16 protein-coding genes are annotated in these 16,183 nt (G+C 68.6%); 10 read left to right on the top strand and 6 right to left on the bottom strand.

Annotation, left to right across the window (positions count from 1 at the left end):
• Positions 1-54: 54 nt before the first annotated feature.
• The 4 genes from BHQ18_RS09100 (at position 55) to BHQ18_RS09085 (ending at position 3,691) form a co-directional block, all read left to right on the top strand.
• On the top strand, positions 55-969 hold the full coding sequence (locus BHQ18_RS09100; protein WP_069413251.1) for a MetQ/NlpA family ABC transporter substrate-binding protein: 915 nt from the start codon (positions 55-57) through the stop codon (positions 967-969).
• Positions 966-2,315 (top strand): LLM class flavin-dependent oxidoreductase, encoded by a 1,350-nt coding sequence (locus tag BHQ18_RS09095; RefSeq protein WP_069413250.1) that lies wholly within the window; start codon positions 966-968, stop codon positions 2,313-2,315. Before BHQ18_RS09100 ends, BHQ18_RS09095 begins: the two co-directional genes overlap by 4 nt.
• 3 nt (positions 2,316-2,318) lie before the next feature.
• The gene (locus tag BHQ18_RS09090) at positions 2,319-2,738 is read left to right on the top strand and encodes a pyridoxamine 5'-phosphate oxidase family protein (RefSeq protein ID WP_205866068.1); all 420 of its coding nucleotides are present in this window, start codon (positions 2,319-2,321) and stop codon (positions 2,736-2,738) included.
• A 92-nt stretch (positions 2,739-2,830) separates the two neighbouring features.
• Positions 2,831-3,691, top strand: a complete 861-nt coding sequence (locus BHQ18_RS09085; RefSeq protein WP_069413347.1) for a DUF4344 domain-containing metallopeptidase — start codon at positions 2,831-2,833, stop codon at positions 3,689-3,691.
• On the opposite strand, the gene BHQ18_RS09080 is transcribed toward BHQ18_RS09085, so the two are convergent.
• The 4 genes from BHQ18_RS09080 to BHQ18_RS09065 all read right to left on the bottom strand — a co-directional run bounded on the left by BHQ18_RS09080 (position 3,688) and on the right by BHQ18_RS09065 (position 8,095).
• Positions 3,688-4,881: an SfnB family sulfur acquisition oxidoreductase gene (locus BHQ18_RS09080; RefSeq protein ID WP_069413249.1), complete on the bottom strand. Its 1,194-nt coding sequence runs from the start codon at positions 4,879-4,881 to the stop codon at positions 3,688-3,690. The genes BHQ18_RS09085 and BHQ18_RS09080 overlap by 4 nt on opposite strands.
• A complete protein-coding gene (locus BHQ18_RS09075; protein ID WP_069413248.1) occupies positions 4,878-6,047 on the bottom strand; it encodes an LLM class flavin-dependent oxidoreductase in 1,170 nt (389 codons plus the stop codon). The genes BHQ18_RS09080 and BHQ18_RS09075 overlap by 4 nt, the downstream gene beginning before the upstream one ends.
• A gap of 1 nt (position 6,048) precedes the next feature.
• Positions 6,049-7,500 carry an LLM class flavin-dependent oxidoreductase gene (locus BHQ18_RS09070; RefSeq protein WP_069413346.1) on the bottom strand — a complete coding sequence of 484 codons (1,452 nt, stop codon included), beginning with the start codon at positions 7,498-7,500 and terminating at the stop codon, positions 6,049-6,051.
• Between the two features lie 115 nt (positions 7,501-7,615).
• Entirely contained in the window at positions 7,616-8,095 is a 480-nt protein-coding gene (locus BHQ18_RS09065) for a DUF5994 family protein (RefSeq protein WP_084293962.1), read from the bottom strand.
• A 186-nt stretch (positions 8,096-8,281) separates the two neighbouring features.
• Here BHQ18_RS09065 and BHQ18_RS09060 point away from each other — a divergent pair, with 186 nt between their 5' ends.
• From BHQ18_RS09060 to BHQ18_RS09035, 6 genes are all read left to right on the top strand, one after another.
• On the top strand, positions 8,282-8,485 hold the full coding sequence (locus BHQ18_RS09060) for a cold-shock protein (protein ID WP_069413247.1): 204 nt from the start codon (positions 8,282-8,284) through the stop codon (positions 8,483-8,485).
• 213 nt (positions 8,486-8,698) lie between these two features.
• The gene (locus BHQ18_RS09055) at positions 8,699-9,160 is read left to right on the top strand and encodes a DUF5994 family protein (RefSeq protein ID WP_069413246.1); all 462 of its coding nucleotides are present in this window, start codon (positions 8,699-8,701) and stop codon (positions 9,158-9,160) included.
• 10 nt (positions 9,161-9,170) lie between these two features.
• On the top strand, positions 9,171-9,974 hold the full coding sequence (locus tag BHQ18_RS09050; RefSeq protein ID WP_069413245.1) for a transglutaminase-like domain-containing protein: 804 nt from the start codon (positions 9,171-9,173) through the stop codon (positions 9,972-9,974).
• Positions 9,975-10,125: 151 nt separating this feature from the next.
• Entirely contained in the window at positions 10,126-11,259 is a 1,134-nt protein-coding gene (locus tag BHQ18_RS09045; RefSeq protein ID WP_069413244.1) for a fatty acid desaturase family protein, read from the top strand.
• 353 nt (positions 11,260-11,612) lie between these two features.
• Complete coding sequence (locus BHQ18_RS09040) at positions 11,613-12,689, top strand: glycosyltransferase (RefSeq protein WP_069413243.1); 1,077 nt, start codon at positions 11,613-11,615, stop codon at positions 12,687-12,689.
• Positions 12,690-12,691: 2 nt separating this feature from the next.
• A complete protein-coding gene (locus tag BHQ18_RS09035; protein WP_069413242.1) occupies positions 12,692-13,396 on the top strand; it encodes a GAF domain-containing protein in 705 nt (234 codons plus the stop codon).
• Here BHQ18_RS09035 and BHQ18_RS09030 read toward each other — a convergent pair whose 3' ends face one another.
• Together BHQ18_RS09030 and BHQ18_RS09025 are read right to left on the bottom strand one after the other, a co-directional pair.
• On the bottom strand, positions 13,397-14,200 hold the full coding sequence (locus BHQ18_RS09030) for a GAF and ANTAR domain-containing protein (protein ID WP_069413241.1): 804 nt from the start codon (positions 14,198-14,200) through the stop codon (positions 13,397-13,399).
• Between the two features lie 37 nt (positions 14,201-14,237).
• A complete protein-coding gene (locus tag BHQ18_RS09025; RefSeq protein WP_069413240.1) occupies positions 14,238-15,872 on the bottom strand; it encodes a fatty acyl-AMP ligase in 1,635 nt (544 codons plus the stop codon).
• Positions 15,873-16,183 lie beyond the last annotated feature (311 nt).

The following is a 16,183-nucleotide window of genomic DNA, read 5'->3' as shown; positions in this document are numbered from 1 at the left end:
TTCACCCTGATTCAAACCGTGGTCTGCGAAGGGGTCGGACCGCACGCTTGCGCCATGAGCATCGACGAGTCTGTCTCGGTCAGCGGTGAACCCCACGGCTTCACGATCGGCAAGCGGCGCAAGTGGCCCTACCTGGTGATCGGTGCGATCGTGGTGGTGGCCGTCGTCGCCGCATTCGTCGTCGCGCGCATCGGCAACAGCACGTCACCGATCGAAACCGCAGGCGCCACACTCGACGTCGTCTACCTCGACTCCAACCCCGCCGAGAAGCTGATCATCGAGTACATCGCCGAAAACATCGCCCCCGACTACGGCGTCAAGGTCGGTGCTGTCGGACTCGGTGACAGCACCCAGATCAACCAGGCCGTCAGCGACGGTCGCTACGCCGGAACGATCTTCCAGCACCGGCACTGGCTGCAGCAGGTGCTCGACGCCAATCCGGGCTTCCGCGAAGAAGCCGTCACCGGGCCGTTCTTCCACTGGGTGTTCGGCATCTGGTCCGACAAGTACAAGACGCCGCAGGACCTTCCGGACGGCGCGAGCGTGTCGCTGCCGTCGGACCCCGCCAACAACGCGCAGGCGCTGTGGTATCTCAGTCAGGCCGGGCTGATCACGCTGCGACCGGACGCCGACATCACGGCGCTGACGACGAAAGACATCGTCGACAACCCCAAGAACCTGACATTCACGCTGCTGGACCTGGCGGCCCAACCGCGCGCGCTGCGCGATCTCGACGCGATCGTCGGCTACGCCGAATCGTTCCTGGCCGCCGGGGTGCCCGAGGACAAGCTGATCTTCGCGCCGACCTCGCCCGACGAGTTCGCCTCGGTGCTGACCGTCGGCAGCGACTACGTCGACTCCGAGAACGTCCAGAACCTGATCAAGGCGTTCACCGACCCCCGCGTGCAGATCTACATCGCCGAGGACCCCGAGGTGAAAAAGCTCGCGCTGCCGGGCGATCCGACATGACCGAACGCGAGCTGCATCTCGGCGTCAACGTGCTCTCCGACGGGATGCACCCGGCGGCGTGGCAGCACCCCGACGCCGACCCGAACTGGTTCACCGATCCCGCCTACTGGATCGAGTTGGCCCGCATCGCCGAACGCGGCACGCTCGACGCGCTGTTCCTGGCCGACAGCCCCTCGCTGTTCCAGCCGCCGGACGCGCCGCTGACCGCGCCGCCGCTGGCGCTGGATCCGATCGTGCTGCTGTCCACGCTGGCCTCGGTGACCACACATCTCGGGCTGATCGGCACGGTGTCGACGTCGTTCGAGCAGCCCTACAACCTGGCGCGACGGTTCGCGACGCTGGACCATCTGAGCCGCGGCCGGGTGGCGTGGAACGTCGTCACCAGCAGCGACCCATACGCGTGGAACAACTTCGGCGGCTCCGGGCAGCCCGACCGGCGCGACCGGTACCGTCAGGCCGCCGAGTTCATCGATGTGGTTCGCGCGCTGTGGGATTCATGGGACGACGACGCCGTGCTCGCCGACAAGGCCAGCGGCGCGTTCAGCCGGATCGGCGCGATCCACACCATCGACCACCGCGGCGAGTTCTACCGCGTCGACGGGCCGCTGACCCTGCCGCGGCCCCCGCAGGGGCATCCGGTGCTGTTCCAGGCCGGCGGGTCCGCCGGCGGGCTGGACCTGGCGGCCAAGTACGCCGACGGCGTCTTCGCCGCGCAGGCGTCGCTGCCGGACGCGCTGCGGAACGCCGAGGAAATCCGCACGCGGACAGCGGCATACGGACGGCCGCGGGACGCCGTGCGGATCATGCCGGGACTGTCGTTCGTGCTCGGCAGCACCGAGGAGGAGGCCCGCCGGCGCAACGACGAACTCAACGACCTGGCAGGCGAGCGCCGGCTGGCGCACCTCGCGGGGCAGATCTCGGTGGACCCGTCGGAGCTGTCGTGGGACAAACCGCTGCCGCGGTATCTGCTCGACGGCGCGGTGACCGACACCGGATCACAGGGCGCCCGCGACATCGTGGTGAACCTGGCGCGGCGGGAGAACCTGACCGTGCGCCAACTGCTCGACCGCGTCATCACCTGGCACCGGCTGGTGATCGGCGGCCCCGAACAGATCGCCGACGCGATCGAGGAGTGGTTCGTCGCGGGGGCGGTCGACGGGTTCAACCTGATGCCCGACGTGTTCCCGTCGGGACTCGAGTTGTTCGTCGACCACGTGGTGCCGATCCTGCGCGAGCGCGGGCTGTTCCGTCGCGAATACCGGCACACCACGCTGCGCGGTCACCTGGGACTTTCGCGGGTACCGGACCGGCGCGGGAATGTGACCGGCGTCGCAGCGGTTGGCTGAGTCATGGCCAAGATGAGCAAGGACGACCGGGAAAAGTTCCTCGCCGACGTGCACGTGGGCGTGATCGCGGTGGAACGGCCCGACCGGGCGCCGTTGAGCGTGCCGATCTGGTACGGCTACGAGCCCGGCGGCGAGGTGCTGCTGTGGACCGAGGAGGCCACGGTCAAGCATCGGCTCATCCGGGACGCCGGCCGGTTCGCGATCACCGCGCAGGACGAGGCGCCGCCGTACCGTTACGTCACCGCCGAGGGCGATGTCACCAGCATCGGCCCGGCGGTCGACGCCGACGTGCGCGGACTGGCGATCCGGTACCTCGGCGAGGAAGAGGGCAACACGTTCACCGACGAGAACCTCACGCCGACCTCGATCGCGATCCGGATGCGACCGCTGCGCTGGCTCAGCGCCGACTACACCGACGGATAACCCGCCCCGCACGGCCAATTTCCGCGAAGCGACCCTCCGCCGTGGCAGAATCTGCGACGGTGTCAATTAAGTAGGGAAGCTAGGGAGTGGTCATGCGTCGTGGCATTGTGTCGGTGGGAGCGCTCGCGCTGGTGGTCGCCGGATGTGCGGGCCCGCAACAGCAGCCGCCGGCCTCGCCATCTCCCCAGGCGCAAGTCACCGAGGAGGAGGTCGCCGGCATCGAGGACGCCGACGTCGAGGACGGCGGCACCATGATCGTGACCTACGAGGATGCGCAGAGCCCCGAAGCGGTGCGAGGTCGAGAACTGGTGCAGGACAACACGCTGCTCGAAGACCTCGCCGCCGGCATCAACGAGTCGCTGATCCTGCCGCGCGACGTCGCGCTGCTCGGCTCGGAATGCGGTGAGGCCAATGCGTTCTGGGACTCCTCGGAGGACAGCGTCACCATCTGCTACGAGGACGCCGACGAGGCGCTGCGGACCTTCACCGACGACGGTGTGGCCGACCCCACCACCGCGATGCTCAACGCCGAGACCGCGACCTTCTACCACGAGGTCGGGCACATGGTGATCAGCCTCTACGACCTTCCGGCCACCGGCCGCGAAGAGGACGTCGCCGACCAGCTCGCCGCCTACGTGCTGCTGCAGCCCGGCGACGACGGCAAGCCCGACCCCGAATCTGTCCAAGCGGTCAAGGATTTCGCCCGCACCTTCCAGGCGCTCGGAGAACAACGCGGCGAGCTGGGCGCCGAGGACTTCGCCGACCCGCACTCACTCGACGAGACCAGGGTCTACAACCTGCAGTGCTGGATCTACGGCGCCGATCCGGACGGCAGCGCCGAGCTCGTCGGCGAAGGCGGGCTGCCGCAGGACCGCGCCGACGGCTGCGAGCACGAATGGGAGCGGCTCGACAACGCGTGGTCTCAGCTGCTCGACCCGTACCTGCGGTCCTAGAGCTGGCCGTGGCGCGGCGGCGGAGTACCCGAGAGTGTGTAGCGGCCGATGTGCTGCACCTTCCACCGCGTCGGGTCGTGCAGCGTGTGTGTGCGGGCGTCACGCCAGTAGCGCGACAGATTGGCTGACGCCGAAGCGCTTCTCGTACCGCCCAATTCGAACAACACGTTCGATGCCTCCAGCGACGCCCGCACCGCCGCGACCTTCGCCGCGGCGACGGCGATCGACGCCTCGGCCGCCGACTCGGCGGTCAGGTTCGCCGACGCGTGATCGACTGCCCTCGCCGCCGACTCCAGCAGCGCCTGCGCACCGCGCACGGTGATCGCCAACTCCCCGGCGACGGTGATCAGCGTCGGGTCCTCGACCGCGGTCGCGACCCCGGCCTCGAAGTGTGGCCGCGCCCGCTCGGCCTGGCGGATCCCTGCCGCGAGCGCACCGGTGGCGATGCCGACGTCGATCGCGCTGTGCAGCAACTGCGCTCGCGCGCCGTACACCGACGGCCCGTCGAAGATCGGGGAGAACGGCACGACGTGCTCGACGGGCACCGCGACGCCGTCGAGGGTGACGGTTCCTGACGCGGTGGTCCGCTGGCCCATACCGTCCCAGTCGTCGACCACCTCGACGCCGTCGGCGCCGCGCGCCACGAACGCGACGGCCTTGGGCGTCGTCGCGGTCGGGACGGTCGCGCCGTCGGTGAGGGAGGCCCGCACCAGCACCCAGTCGGCGAACAGCGCTCCGGTCGAATAGAACTTGCGGCCGGTGAGTAGGTAGTCGCCCGACGGTTGGGGGACCAGCGTGGTGGTGTCGACGTCGATGGTGTGCGGCCCGCGCTCGGACTGTGCATTGGCCAGCAACGCGCCGCCGAGCACCTGACCGTAGAAGTACGCCCTCTGAGTGTCGGTGCCCTGCAGCCGCAGCGCTTCGAGAAACACGAAGTGCGAGTGCGGAATCTGGCTCAGCGACGGGTCGGCGTGCGCGATCAGCCGGAACACCTCGGCCAGGACCGTGGCCGGTGCTTCGATCCCGCCGTACGCGACGGGCACGGTCAGCGCCAGAAGCCCCGACTCCTTGAGCGCGGCGACCTGCTCGTGCGGCAGGCGCCGTTCGGCGTCGCGGGTGGAGGCTTCGGCGTCGAACTCGGCCGACAGCTTGGCCGCGACGTCGAGCGCCTCGTCGGCCGTCGTGATCACCGCGAGCCGCTCACGAACGGGATCGACGCCGGAGTGGCCGTCGTCGCCGCACCCTTGTACAGGCCGCGTTCGCGCAGGATCGGCACGACTCCCTCGCCGAACCAGTAGAGCTCCTCCAGGTGCGGGTAGCCCGAGAAGATGAACTCGTCGATGCCGATGTCGGCGTACTCCGCGATGCGTTCGGCGACGTCGGCGTGGCTGCCGACCAGCGCCGTGCCTGCGCCGCCGCGGACCAGTCCGACACCGGCCCACAGGTTCGGCGCGATCTCCAGGGACCGGGCGTCGTGCCAGCTGCCGTCGCTGCGGGCCTGCTCGTGCAGCGCCAGCATCCGCTTCTGCCCCTCGGACTGGCTGCGGTGCAGGCCCTTCTGCGCGTTGGCGACCGTCTCGTCGTCCAAGGCGGCGACCAGTTTGTCGGCCTGCGCCCACGCCTCGTCGGCGGTGTCACGCGAAATCGTGTGCAGGCGAATGCCGAACCGCACCTCGCGGCCCTGTTCGGCGGCAAGACCCCGGATCCAGTCGATCTTCTCGCGCACCGCGGCCGGCGGCTCACCCCACGTCAGGTACACGTCGGCGTGCCGGGCCGCGACCGGACCCGCGGCCGCCGAGCTGCCGCCGAAGTACAACGGCGGCACCGGGTTCGGCAGCGTCGGAATCGTGGCGTCCTCGACGCTGATGTGCTCGCCGTTCACCGTCACCTTCTCGCCGGCCCACAGCCGGCGGACCACCTCGAGGAACTCGTCGCAGCGGTGGTAGCGGCCGTCCTTGTCGAGGTGGTCGCCGAACGCGCGCTGCTCGTGCGCCTCACCGCCGACCACCACGTTGAGCAGGATGCGGCCCGGCGCGTGCCGCGCGAACGTCGCGGCCATCTGCGCCGACAGCGTCGGGCTGACCAGACCGGGACGGAAGGCGACGAGGAACGCCAACGACGTTGTCTCGCGGGCCAACAGCGCGGCGGTGATGAACGCATCCTCGCACCAGGCGCCGGTCGGGATCAGCGCCCCGGTGAACCCGAAGCTCTCGGCGGCGCGCACGATCGAACCGAGGTAGTCGATCGACGCGTCGCGGTCACCGTGTGCGGCGCCGATCGGCGTTCCGTGACCGCCGCCGACGATGAGCCGGCTGTCGCCGTACGTGGGCAGGAACCAGTGCAGTTGGATCGTCATGTCAGCGCCCTCCGGTCGGCTGCGAAGCGGTCGATGCCGAGGACGACGGCACCGTGGATGGCCGGTCGATGATCGTCGAGCGATGCCCGCCGACCCGATAGCCGGAACCGCGGTGGTCCTCGGGTAGGCGGTCGCCGTTGCCGAGCAGCTTGTGGCGCAACGTGCCCGGCGTGTACGACGACTGGTAGGCGCCGCGCTCGGTCAGCACCGGCACGACATGGTCGACGAACTCGGCGAACGAACCCGGTGTGATCGCGTACGCCAGGTTGAAACCGTCGACGTCGGTCTCCTCGACCCACTCCTGCAGCGAATCCGCCACGCTGACACCGGAACCCACGAACCGCGGGCCCATCCCGCCGATCTTGCCCCACTCGGCGATGTCCCGCACCGCCCATTCGCGCCCGTCGGGATCGGCGGACTGGAAGGCCTTGACCGCCGACAGGATCGCATTCGAGTCGACGTTGCCGACCGGTTCGTCGAGCCCGTAGCGCGACAGGTCGACACCCATCCACCCGGACATGAACGTCAACGCGCCCTCGGGATCGCCGTAGGACAGGTACTCGGCGAGCCTGGCGTGCGCCTCCTCGTCGGTGGCGGCGGTGACGATCGTCGAGAGGTTGAAGATCTTCACCGAATACGGGTCACGGCCGGCGATCTCGAGTTCCTGGCGGATGGTGCTGACCGTCTGGCGCAGAATGGCTTTCGTCGGCGACGCGGTGAAGATCGCCTCGGCGCTCTCGGCGGCGAACCGCACACCGCGCGGGGACGAGCCGGCCTGGTAGATGACCGGGGTGCGCTGCGGCGACGGCTCGGACAGGTGTACACCCGGCACGCTGAAATGCGTTCCCTGGTGGCCGATGTGGTGCACCTTGGCCGGATCGGTGAACACCCCGCCGGCGGCGTCGCGCACGACGGCGTCGTCCTCCCACGACCCCTCCCACAGCTTGTAGAGCACCTCGAGGTACTCGTCGGCGTGGTCGTAGCGGGCGTCGTGTGCGGGCTGGTCGGTCTGGCCCATGTTGCGTGCCGCGGCGGGCAGGTATCCGGTGACGACGTTCCAGCCGATGCGGCCCTTGGTGAGGTGGTCGAGCGTCGACATCCGGCGGGCGAACGGGTACGGGTGCTCGAAGCCGGTGCCGGTGGTGACGCCGAAGCCGAGGTGTTCGGTCACCAGCGCCATCGCCGACACCAGCAGCATCGGATCGTTGACCGGGATCTGGGCGGCCTGGCGGATGGCGGCTTCGTCGCCGGCGCCGTAGACGTCGTAGGTGCCGAGCACGTCGGCGATGAACAGCCCGTCGAAGCGGCCGCGCTCGAGCAGCTTGGCCAGTTCGGTCCAGTACTCCAGGTCCTTATAGCGCCACGACTGGTCGTCCGGGTGCTTCCACAGACCGGGGGACTGATGGGCGACGCAGTTCATGTCGAAGGCGTTGAAGCGGATCACACGAGTCACCCGGAAAGGCTGCCCGGCGATCGCGGCGGCGTCACCGGTTAGGTTCAGCGCGATTCGAAGCGCGTGCACAAGCGGTGGAAACACCGCGGCGCACGCTCGCGGCCCCGACTGGGGGTTAGCTGGTGGGCTCGGGTTGGCCGGCGCAGACCGCGCGGGCGGCCTCCACGATGTCGAACGCCGCCAGATAGCGCGCCGAGTCGTAGTGGCGGCTGTCGACGGGCAGGCCGGCGGCATGCCGCAGCACCATCACCGCCAGCGCCGGGGTGGTGTGGCACGGCACGACCAACAGCTTGGCCCGCGCCTCCTCACCGACCACACACATCACCCGCTGCGGGCGGTCCTTCCACCCGGGAAGCGCGCCGATACCGCGGCGGGTCAGCATGTCGAGATCGGGAACGGCGTTGGCCGACGACCAGTTGATGTTGATGTCGACGACCTGTCCCAGCGAGGCGCGCAGCGCGTCGATCAGCTGGGGGAGTTCGCGGGCGATCGACGGGGTCCGCGGCCACCAGGCACCGTCCAGGCCCTCGCCCGGAGCGCTGACCATGGTGAGCCGGATCGGACTGGCGCTACGCCGCTGGGTCGCCTGTTTCACTGAAATTTCCTTCGTTGCAAGACGAATCGGATCGCTCGGTGATCAGGTCAGCCCTGCCGGGGCGGGAACACCTCGACAAACGAAACGGTTCATTGCTGACACTACACCGGCATTTCCGGCCGGCCGTGCTAGCCTTCAACGGGATGTTCTTCGACATCCAGTCAAGATGAAAGAAGTTGGAAAAGTATGGCACAGGGAACTGTGAAGTGGTTCAACGGCGAAAAGGGCTTCGGCTTCATCGCTCCTGACGGCGGCGACAAGGACGTTTTCGTCCACTACTCCGAGATTCAGGGTGGCGGTTTCCGCTCGTTGGAGGAGAACCAGCGCGTCGAGTTCACGATTGAACAGGGCGCTAAAGGACCTCAGGCAGTCGGCGTAAGCGCCGTCTAGTCACGATCGAACATTTGTGGGCTGGTGGGTTTACCCACCGGCCCACATTTCGTTTTGCGGGTACGTATTCAGAAGCGCCGTAACGGAAATGCCGTCCGGTGATCTGTGCCGTAGGCTGGACGTATCGGCGGCTCCTCGTATACGGCCATCTGGGATCGTGTCGTCGCCGATTCGATTGATGAGCCGCGCGTCGGCTCAGGCGGGATCAACCCCATGGCACGACAACAAACTTCCACCGACTCCGGGCACCGCCACGACGGCCCCCACGACGGGCCGGACAACACCCCGCGGCTTCGGCTCAAGCGCAAAGCGCCCGCCAACGGGCACGTCGACGGCGCGTGGTGGCCGCACAGCGAGGATCTGCCTGTCGAGCTGCCCGATCTGCTGAGCGTCCTGTCAATCCGCCTCGGCGGGGTGGCCCGGGTGACCTACAACCTCAACGAGTGGACCGAAGCGCCACGAAAGATGCTGGTCAACGAGCGCTTCGTCAAACTCGACGGATATCAGCGGCAGCCGGCCAACACGATCGGCGTCCTCGACAACCTGGGCAACCAGTTGCTTCTGCTCGTGGTGCCGTCGCGCACCGACGCCGACCTCGCACACGCCATCACGATGGCCGCGGCCGCCCCCGACAACACCTCGACCGTCGACTCGCTGCTGTCGACAGGCAGCTGATCCTCCAACGATGAGACGAGAGGTCGGCGTCGAGCTGCAGGTCGAGATCACCGAGCCGACGCACCTGGAACTGCAGATCGCGGTCGCGCAGCAGCCCGGCGTCGAGGTCACCGAACAGCTGTCGGTCGCCCTGAACGGCCAACAGGTCGAGCCCGTCGAGATCGCCGGTCCGCACGGCACCCGCATCCACACGCTGCCCGCCGGTGGCGGCACACTGTCGGTCCAGTACACCGCGACGATCCTCGGCCGGGCCGAGCCGCCGCCGGTCACCGCATACGACCTGCTCGCCTACCTGCGGCCCAGCCGCTACGCCGAAGCCGACAAGTTCTACGGTTTCGCCGCAACGGAATTCGGCATCTTCGCCGACTCCGCCACGCTGTTGGAGCGGGTGTCGTCCTGGGTCGGCACGCGGCTCAACTACGTGCCCGGGTCCAGTGATCCGATCGACGGGGCGGTCGACACCCTGCTCTCCGGTGCGGGCGTGTGCCGCGACTTCGCCCATCTGGTGGTCGCGCTGCTGCGCGCGGTCACCGTGCCCGCCCGGATGGTGTCGGTGTACGCCCCGGGCCTGTATCCGATGGATTTCCATGCGGTGGTCGAGGCATTCGTCGAGGGCCAGTGGCGGGTGGTCGACGGCACCCTGCTGGCGCCGCGCTCGTCGCTGGTGCGCATCGCCACCGGACGCGACGCCGCCGACACCGCGTTCCTGTCCAACCACAGCGGCACCATCGCGCTGGACAAGCTGGCGGTGACCGCGGTCGTCGACGGTGAGCTACCCGGTGACTCGGTCGACGAACTGGTGTCGATCGGCTGAACAGGTCCGTCCGCCACATCGACACCGGCGCGGTACCTCATTACAGTGGTGGTACGCCGAGCGCTGCCGTCATTTTCGGCCGGTGGTCCGCCCTACCCGGTTTGCACACAAGCCCCACCCGCACCATCCGCGCGACGACACAGGGAATCCATTGGCAATCACCGATATCGGTGCCTACACCCATCTCACCCAGGCCGACATCGAGGCGATGGGCGCAGAGTTGGACGCCATCCGCGCCGACATCGAGGAGTCGCTGGGCGAGAAGGACGCCGCCTACATCCGGCGCACGATCGTCTTCCAGCGTGCGCTCGAGGTCGCCGCGCGTCTGCTCATCGCCGGCACCCGGTCGAGGGCGGGCTGGCTCGCCGGCACCGCGGCGCTGGCCTACGCCAAAAGCGTCGAGAACATGGAGATCGGGCACAACGTCGGCCACGGTCAGTGGGACTGGATGAACGATCCCGAGATCCACTCCAGCACCTGGGAGTGGGACATGGTCGCGGTCTCGGCGCAGTGGCGGTACTCGCACAACTACCGCCACCACGTGTTCAGCAACGTGGTCGGAGTCGACGACGACCTCGGCTTCGGGATCATGCGGATATCGCGCGACATCCCCTGGCAGCCGGTACACCTGCTGCAGCCGGTTCGAAATATGTTGCTGGCATTGATCTTCGAGTGGGGTATCGCGCTGCACGGGGTGCACTCCGAACGCGACCGGGCCGAGGGTGACACCGAGCGCATCACCCGCGAACGGCGGCGGCTGGTCGGCAAGATCGCCCGCCAGGCGGTCAAGGACTACGTCGTCGTCCCGGCGCTGACCGGTCGACGGTGGCGGCGCACCCTGGGCGCAAACGTCGTCGCGAACCTGCTGCGCAACCTGTGGGCGTACGTGGTGATCTTCTGCGGGCACTTCCCCGACGGCGCCGAGAAATTCACCGCCGATGTGCTCAAAGAAGAATCCCGCCCCGAGTGGTATCTCCGTCAGATGTTGGGCGCGGCCAACTTTCACGCCGGGCCGGTGATGGCGTTCTCGAGCGGCAACCTGTGCTACCAGATCGAGCACCACCTGTTTCCCGACCTGCCGAGCAACCGCTACGCCGAGATCGCGGTGCGGGTGCGGGCGATCTGCGACAAGTACGGCCTGCCCTACACGACGGGTCCGCTTGCGCGCCAGTACCTTCTGACGCTGCGCACGATCCACAAACTCGCGCTTCCCGACAGCCTCTTGATCGCGACGAGCGACGACGCGCCGGAAACCGCGTCGGAGCGCAAGTTCGCGGCGGGCTGACGCCTCAGCGCTTGTTGCGCTCCATGGTCGACTCGACGGCCGACAGCTTGGCTGCGGCTTTCGCGTGCTTATCGGCCCGTTTCTCCTTGAGCGACTTACCCGATTTCTTGGTCATGGACTGGCGAGGAGACTTGTCAGACACGGCTGGCCCCTTGATCAGATCGTGGGGGCCTGAATGGTCCCGATGCCACGACCCTACCCCGGGTGTCGGAGTGAAGAGGGTGTACCGTCGCAGATGTTGGAAACCCAGCTAATCCGCAGATGATCAGCCGAACATCCGTTGATCTCGCCGAGCATCCGCTCACGCCGGACACGCCGGAAACCAACCTTCAGTTGGGACAGCATTGAACGCGATGCCCACGATCCAGGCCGTCAAGCCCGTTGCCCGGCAACGCGTTCGCCGCTTGAGCATCCTCGACACACCGACCCCGGACGCATGTGCGCTGGCACGGTTCGGCGCCGGGCTGTCGCGCGCGATGGAACGTGCGCATGTGGACACCCGCGTCGTCGACGCCTCGCTGCTCGGCCATGCCGACGTCGCGATCGTCCAGCACGACTGCGATGCCGCGTCCGGTGAGCTCGCCGACCACGTCGGCCGCTTATCCGTGCCGTCGATCGCCGTGCTGCATTCCGTGCCGAAAAGCCCGACCGCACAACAACGCTCGAGTGTGCACGCGATCGCCGCAGCGGCCGACCGGCTCGTCGTCATGTCGCGGGCCGCGTACGCGTGCCTGAGCCGCGAGTACGCGGTGGACCGCGGCAGAATCGCCGTCGTCCCCTACGGCGCCACGATTCCCGGTCCCATGCGGATGAAGCGGCCCAGCAGGCCCACCATCCTGACCTGGGGGTGGCTCGCTCCCGGCGACGGCGTCGAACGGGTCATCGACGCGATGGCCTCGCTGAAGGACGTTCCCGGTCAGCCCCGGTACGTGGTCGCCGGACCCACCCATCCGCGGGTGCTCGCCGTCGACGGTGACAGCTACCGCGACGCCCGGATCGAACAGGCGCGCCGCACCGGCGTCACCGGGTCGGTGTCGTTGGACGCGCGCCACTACGACGGGGTGATGCTGTCGACGCTGCTGCAGCAGGCCGCGGTGATCGTACTGCCCTACGACACCACCGAGCAGACCGCGTCCGCGGTGCTCGTCGAGGCGATCGCGCACGGTCGGCCGGTCGTGGCCACGGCGTTCCCGCACGCGGTGGAACTGCTCAGCAACGGCGCGGGCGCGGTGGTCGACCACGACGACGCAGATGGCCTCGCCGCGGTGTTACGCCAGGTCGTGACGCAGCCGCGGCTCTCGGGCGCGATGGCCGCCGAGGCGCGGCGGCTGGCACCTGACATGGCGTGGTCGGCGGTGGCCGCGGAGTACCTGCGGTTGGCGAACGAGCTCGTCGCGCAGCTGGCGGGGGCGTCGGCGGCGCCCGACTGATCATGGTGATCCGCGAGCAGCTCCTGTCGGCCGTCGACGGCCTACACGGGGTGGCCGCCGCGGACCGGCTCTGTGAAGCGTGCGTGAGCGCGTTCGACGTCGACGCCGCAGCGATCTCGCTGGTCTTCGACGGCGTGAACACCGGCACGCTGGGGTGCAGCGACGCGGCGGCGCGCAGGTACGACGAGATGCAGTTCAGCCTCGGCGAAGGACCCTGTCTGGACGCCGTCACCGAGCAGATGCACATCCTGGTCAACGACCTCGCCGACCTCGAAGAGCGACGGTGGCCGATGTACGCGTTGGCGATGGTCGACCTCTTCGTCCGCGGGGTGTTCGCGCTGCCCGTCGCGGTCGGCGGTGAATCGGTCGGCGCACTGGACCTGTTCCGGGCCCGGCCCGGCCCGCTGAGCCGAGACGATCACGCGGGTGCCGTCGTGGCCGCTGAGATCGCCGGTGCCGCTCTGCTGGACCTGCTCGACAGCGATCTCGCGGCCGCCGTCGCCAACCCCGACAGCAGCGCCTGGGCCGACCTGCACGCGGTCTCGCGTGCCGACGTCAGCCAGGCCACCGGGATGCTCGTCGCGCAGCTGGGGATCGAGCCGGCCGCCGCACTGGCGCGGCTCCGCGCCCACGCGTACTCGAGCGGGCGCAGCGGCAGCGAGGTCGCCCGCGACATCCTCGGCGGACAGCTGACGCTGGAGCCCTGATCACGGCTGCTGACGGGCCCGGGCGCGGCGAACGGCCTCGTCCACCAACCGCTCGGCGACCACGTAGAGCTTGATGTTCTCGGCCTGGCTCAACCGGGTCAGCCGGTCGAACGCCTCCTCGGCCGTCACGCCCGACCGGCTGCGGATGATCCCGATCGCCTGGTCGATCACCGCGCGACTGGCCAGCGCCCGCTGCAGCTGCGCCGTCCGTTCCCGGGCGTGCGCGAGCAGTTGGCCGTGGTACACCGACACCGCCGCCGGCCCCGCGAACTGGGTGCCCAGCTGCACGGCGTGCTCGCCGAACGCGTCGCGCTGTCTGGCGTAGGCGTTGATGACGCCGATCACCCGGTCGTCGACGACCAGTGGCAGTGACAGCGCCGAATGGACATCCATGCGCGCCACCCGCCCACCGAAGTGCGGCCACCGCTGATCGCTGCCCAGCGAGCCGCTGACCGTCGGCCGTGCGGTCTGCATGGCCGTCAGACACGGTCCTTCGTTCAACTCGTCGTACTGGACGCCGTCGATCTCCCACACGAAATCGGCTGTGGCGGCGCGGGTCTCCAGGTTTCCGCGACCGTCGAGTGATGCGAGCGCGACACCGGCACCGTCGACGTCCGGTATGGCGCGTGCGGCGAACCCGGCCACGTCGCCGAGGAGATCGACCACCGGGCGGGCGCCGGCCACCAGCCCCGCCACACCCGCGAGCCCGGCATGCAGATCGGCCTCGTCGGCGTCGCGTTGCGCGCTGGACAGATCCGTGTCCGGGACCGACTCGCGACCCGTTTGGGCGTCGTAATCAGCCATGCTGTGCCCGAATGTACCCGGCGTGCGGCGCCGACAGTCAGCTCACGAGCGACAACGCGTGCGCGCGCCGCAACTTGCCCGACGGAGTCTTGGGGATCATGCCCGGTTCGAGCACCACGACGTTGCGCGGCCGCACGTCGACCTCGCTGAAGACCTCGTGCGCGACCTGCCGCTCTATGCGGCGGACTTCGTCGCTGTCGGCGTAGTTCTTGCATTCCACCGCAACCGCGAACGTCTCGCGTGACAGCCCGGCGTCCAGGCGCACCGCGACCGCGCAGCCGGGCCGCACGCCGTCGACGCGGCCTGCCGCCCGCTCGATGTCGGTGGGGTAGATGTTGCGCCCGGCCATGATGATCACGTCCTTGAGGCGCCCGCACACCACCACCTCGCCGGTCTCGGTGAGGTATCCCAGGTCGCCGGTGTCGTACCAGCCACGCTCGTCCTGGGCGGGGATGAACCCGGCCACCGTGATGTAACCCCTGGTCACCGGGTCGCCGCGGACCTCGATGACACCGACGCCGCGAGGCGGCATCTCTGCACCGTCCTCGTCGACCACCCGCACCTCGAGGCCCTCCAGCGGGCGGCCGAGCTTGACGAGGCGACGGGTGTGCCCCTTGACCGCGGGCACGGCGCGATGCAGGACAGCCAGCAGGTCGGCGTCGACCTCGTCGACGGCCATTCCGCGCCCGCATTCGGAAAAGGACACGGCCACCGTCGTCTCGGCCATCCCGTAGGCGGGAACGATGGCCTCGGGCCGCAGCCCGAACGGTGCGCCGGCTTCGCAGAGGTCTTCGACGTCGAGCGGGTCGACCTGTTCGGCGCCGGACAGCGCCCACCGCAGCGACGACAGGTCGTACTCACCCGGGGTGGCCTGACGGCGCAGCCGCTTGGCGAACAGCGTGTACGCGAAGTTCGGCGCGGCCGTCATGGTGCCCTTGTACTTGTCGATCAGCTTGGCCCACAACAACGTATCGCTGAGGAAGTCGACCGGCGTCACCTTCACCAGCTCGGCGCCGAAGAACATCGGCACGGTCAGGTAGCCGGTCATGCCCATATCGTGGAAGCACGGCAACCAGCTGACGATCACGTCGGTGTTGATGTCGAAATCGCAACCGACGGTCATCGCCTCGGCGTTGGCGACGATGTTGGCGTGCGTGATCTGAACGGCCTTGGGGGAACCCGTCGATCCGGACGTGAGCTGCATCAGCGCGACGTCGTCGTCGGTGGTGTTGACCGGATCGATGGACGGACCGGTCAGCAGTGATTCGATGGTCAGCACGGTCATTCCGAGATCGGCCAACACGGGCGCGGCGGCCATGAACGGATCGGAGATGACGACGGCCTTCGCCGCGATCATCGTGATCACCGCGGTGGTCTCGGCGGCCCAGCGCACCAGGTCGGTGCGAGGAGTCGGTTGGTGCAGCATCGTCAGGCTCGCGCCGCGCATCCAAATGCCTTGTGCGGTAGGCGCAATCTCGACCGGTGCACCGGCGAGCACGGCGATCGCGTCACCGTGCCCGATACCCGCGGCGGCCAGCCCGCCGGCGATGCGGCTGGCGCGTTCGTTGACCTCGGCCCAGGTGTGTTTGACGGGGGCGCCCGGCTCACCGGTCACCATCCCGTTGGTGCTCCACCGGGCATTGCGATACATGGTCTCGGTAAATTCGCTCACTACAGTCCTTCAGCGGTACGTGTCACACGACGACGCGCAGTGGGTTGTCCGGCGGGGCTTTCGCCGCCGCCGGAGATGATGCGTCGCTTCGGCCGAAACGAGCTGTAGTGCTGATCGAGCATCCCGACTGTACCCACCCGGCGCCGCTGGATCGTGGCAGCGCGCCGGGCAGATGCCCTCAAGCGGATTCCCGGACATCAACCCCCAACACGTCAACCAGTGGTCGGTCGGCTGACGTCGAGGTCCGGTGTCCTCCGGCGGGGAGTCAGATCGCCGCCGTGACGTTTCCGCGAGGCTGGGGAATCAACCTG

Origin of the sequence: Mycolicibacterium flavescens (genome assembly GCF_001722335.1) — a bacterium.
Classification (GTDB): Bacteria; Actinomycetota; Actinomycetes; order Mycobacteriales; family Mycobacteriaceae; genus Mycobacterium; species Mycobacterium flavescens.
The sequence above is the reverse complement of the archived record's forward strand: the minus strand, read 5'-3'. Positions and strand labels throughout refer to the sequence as shown.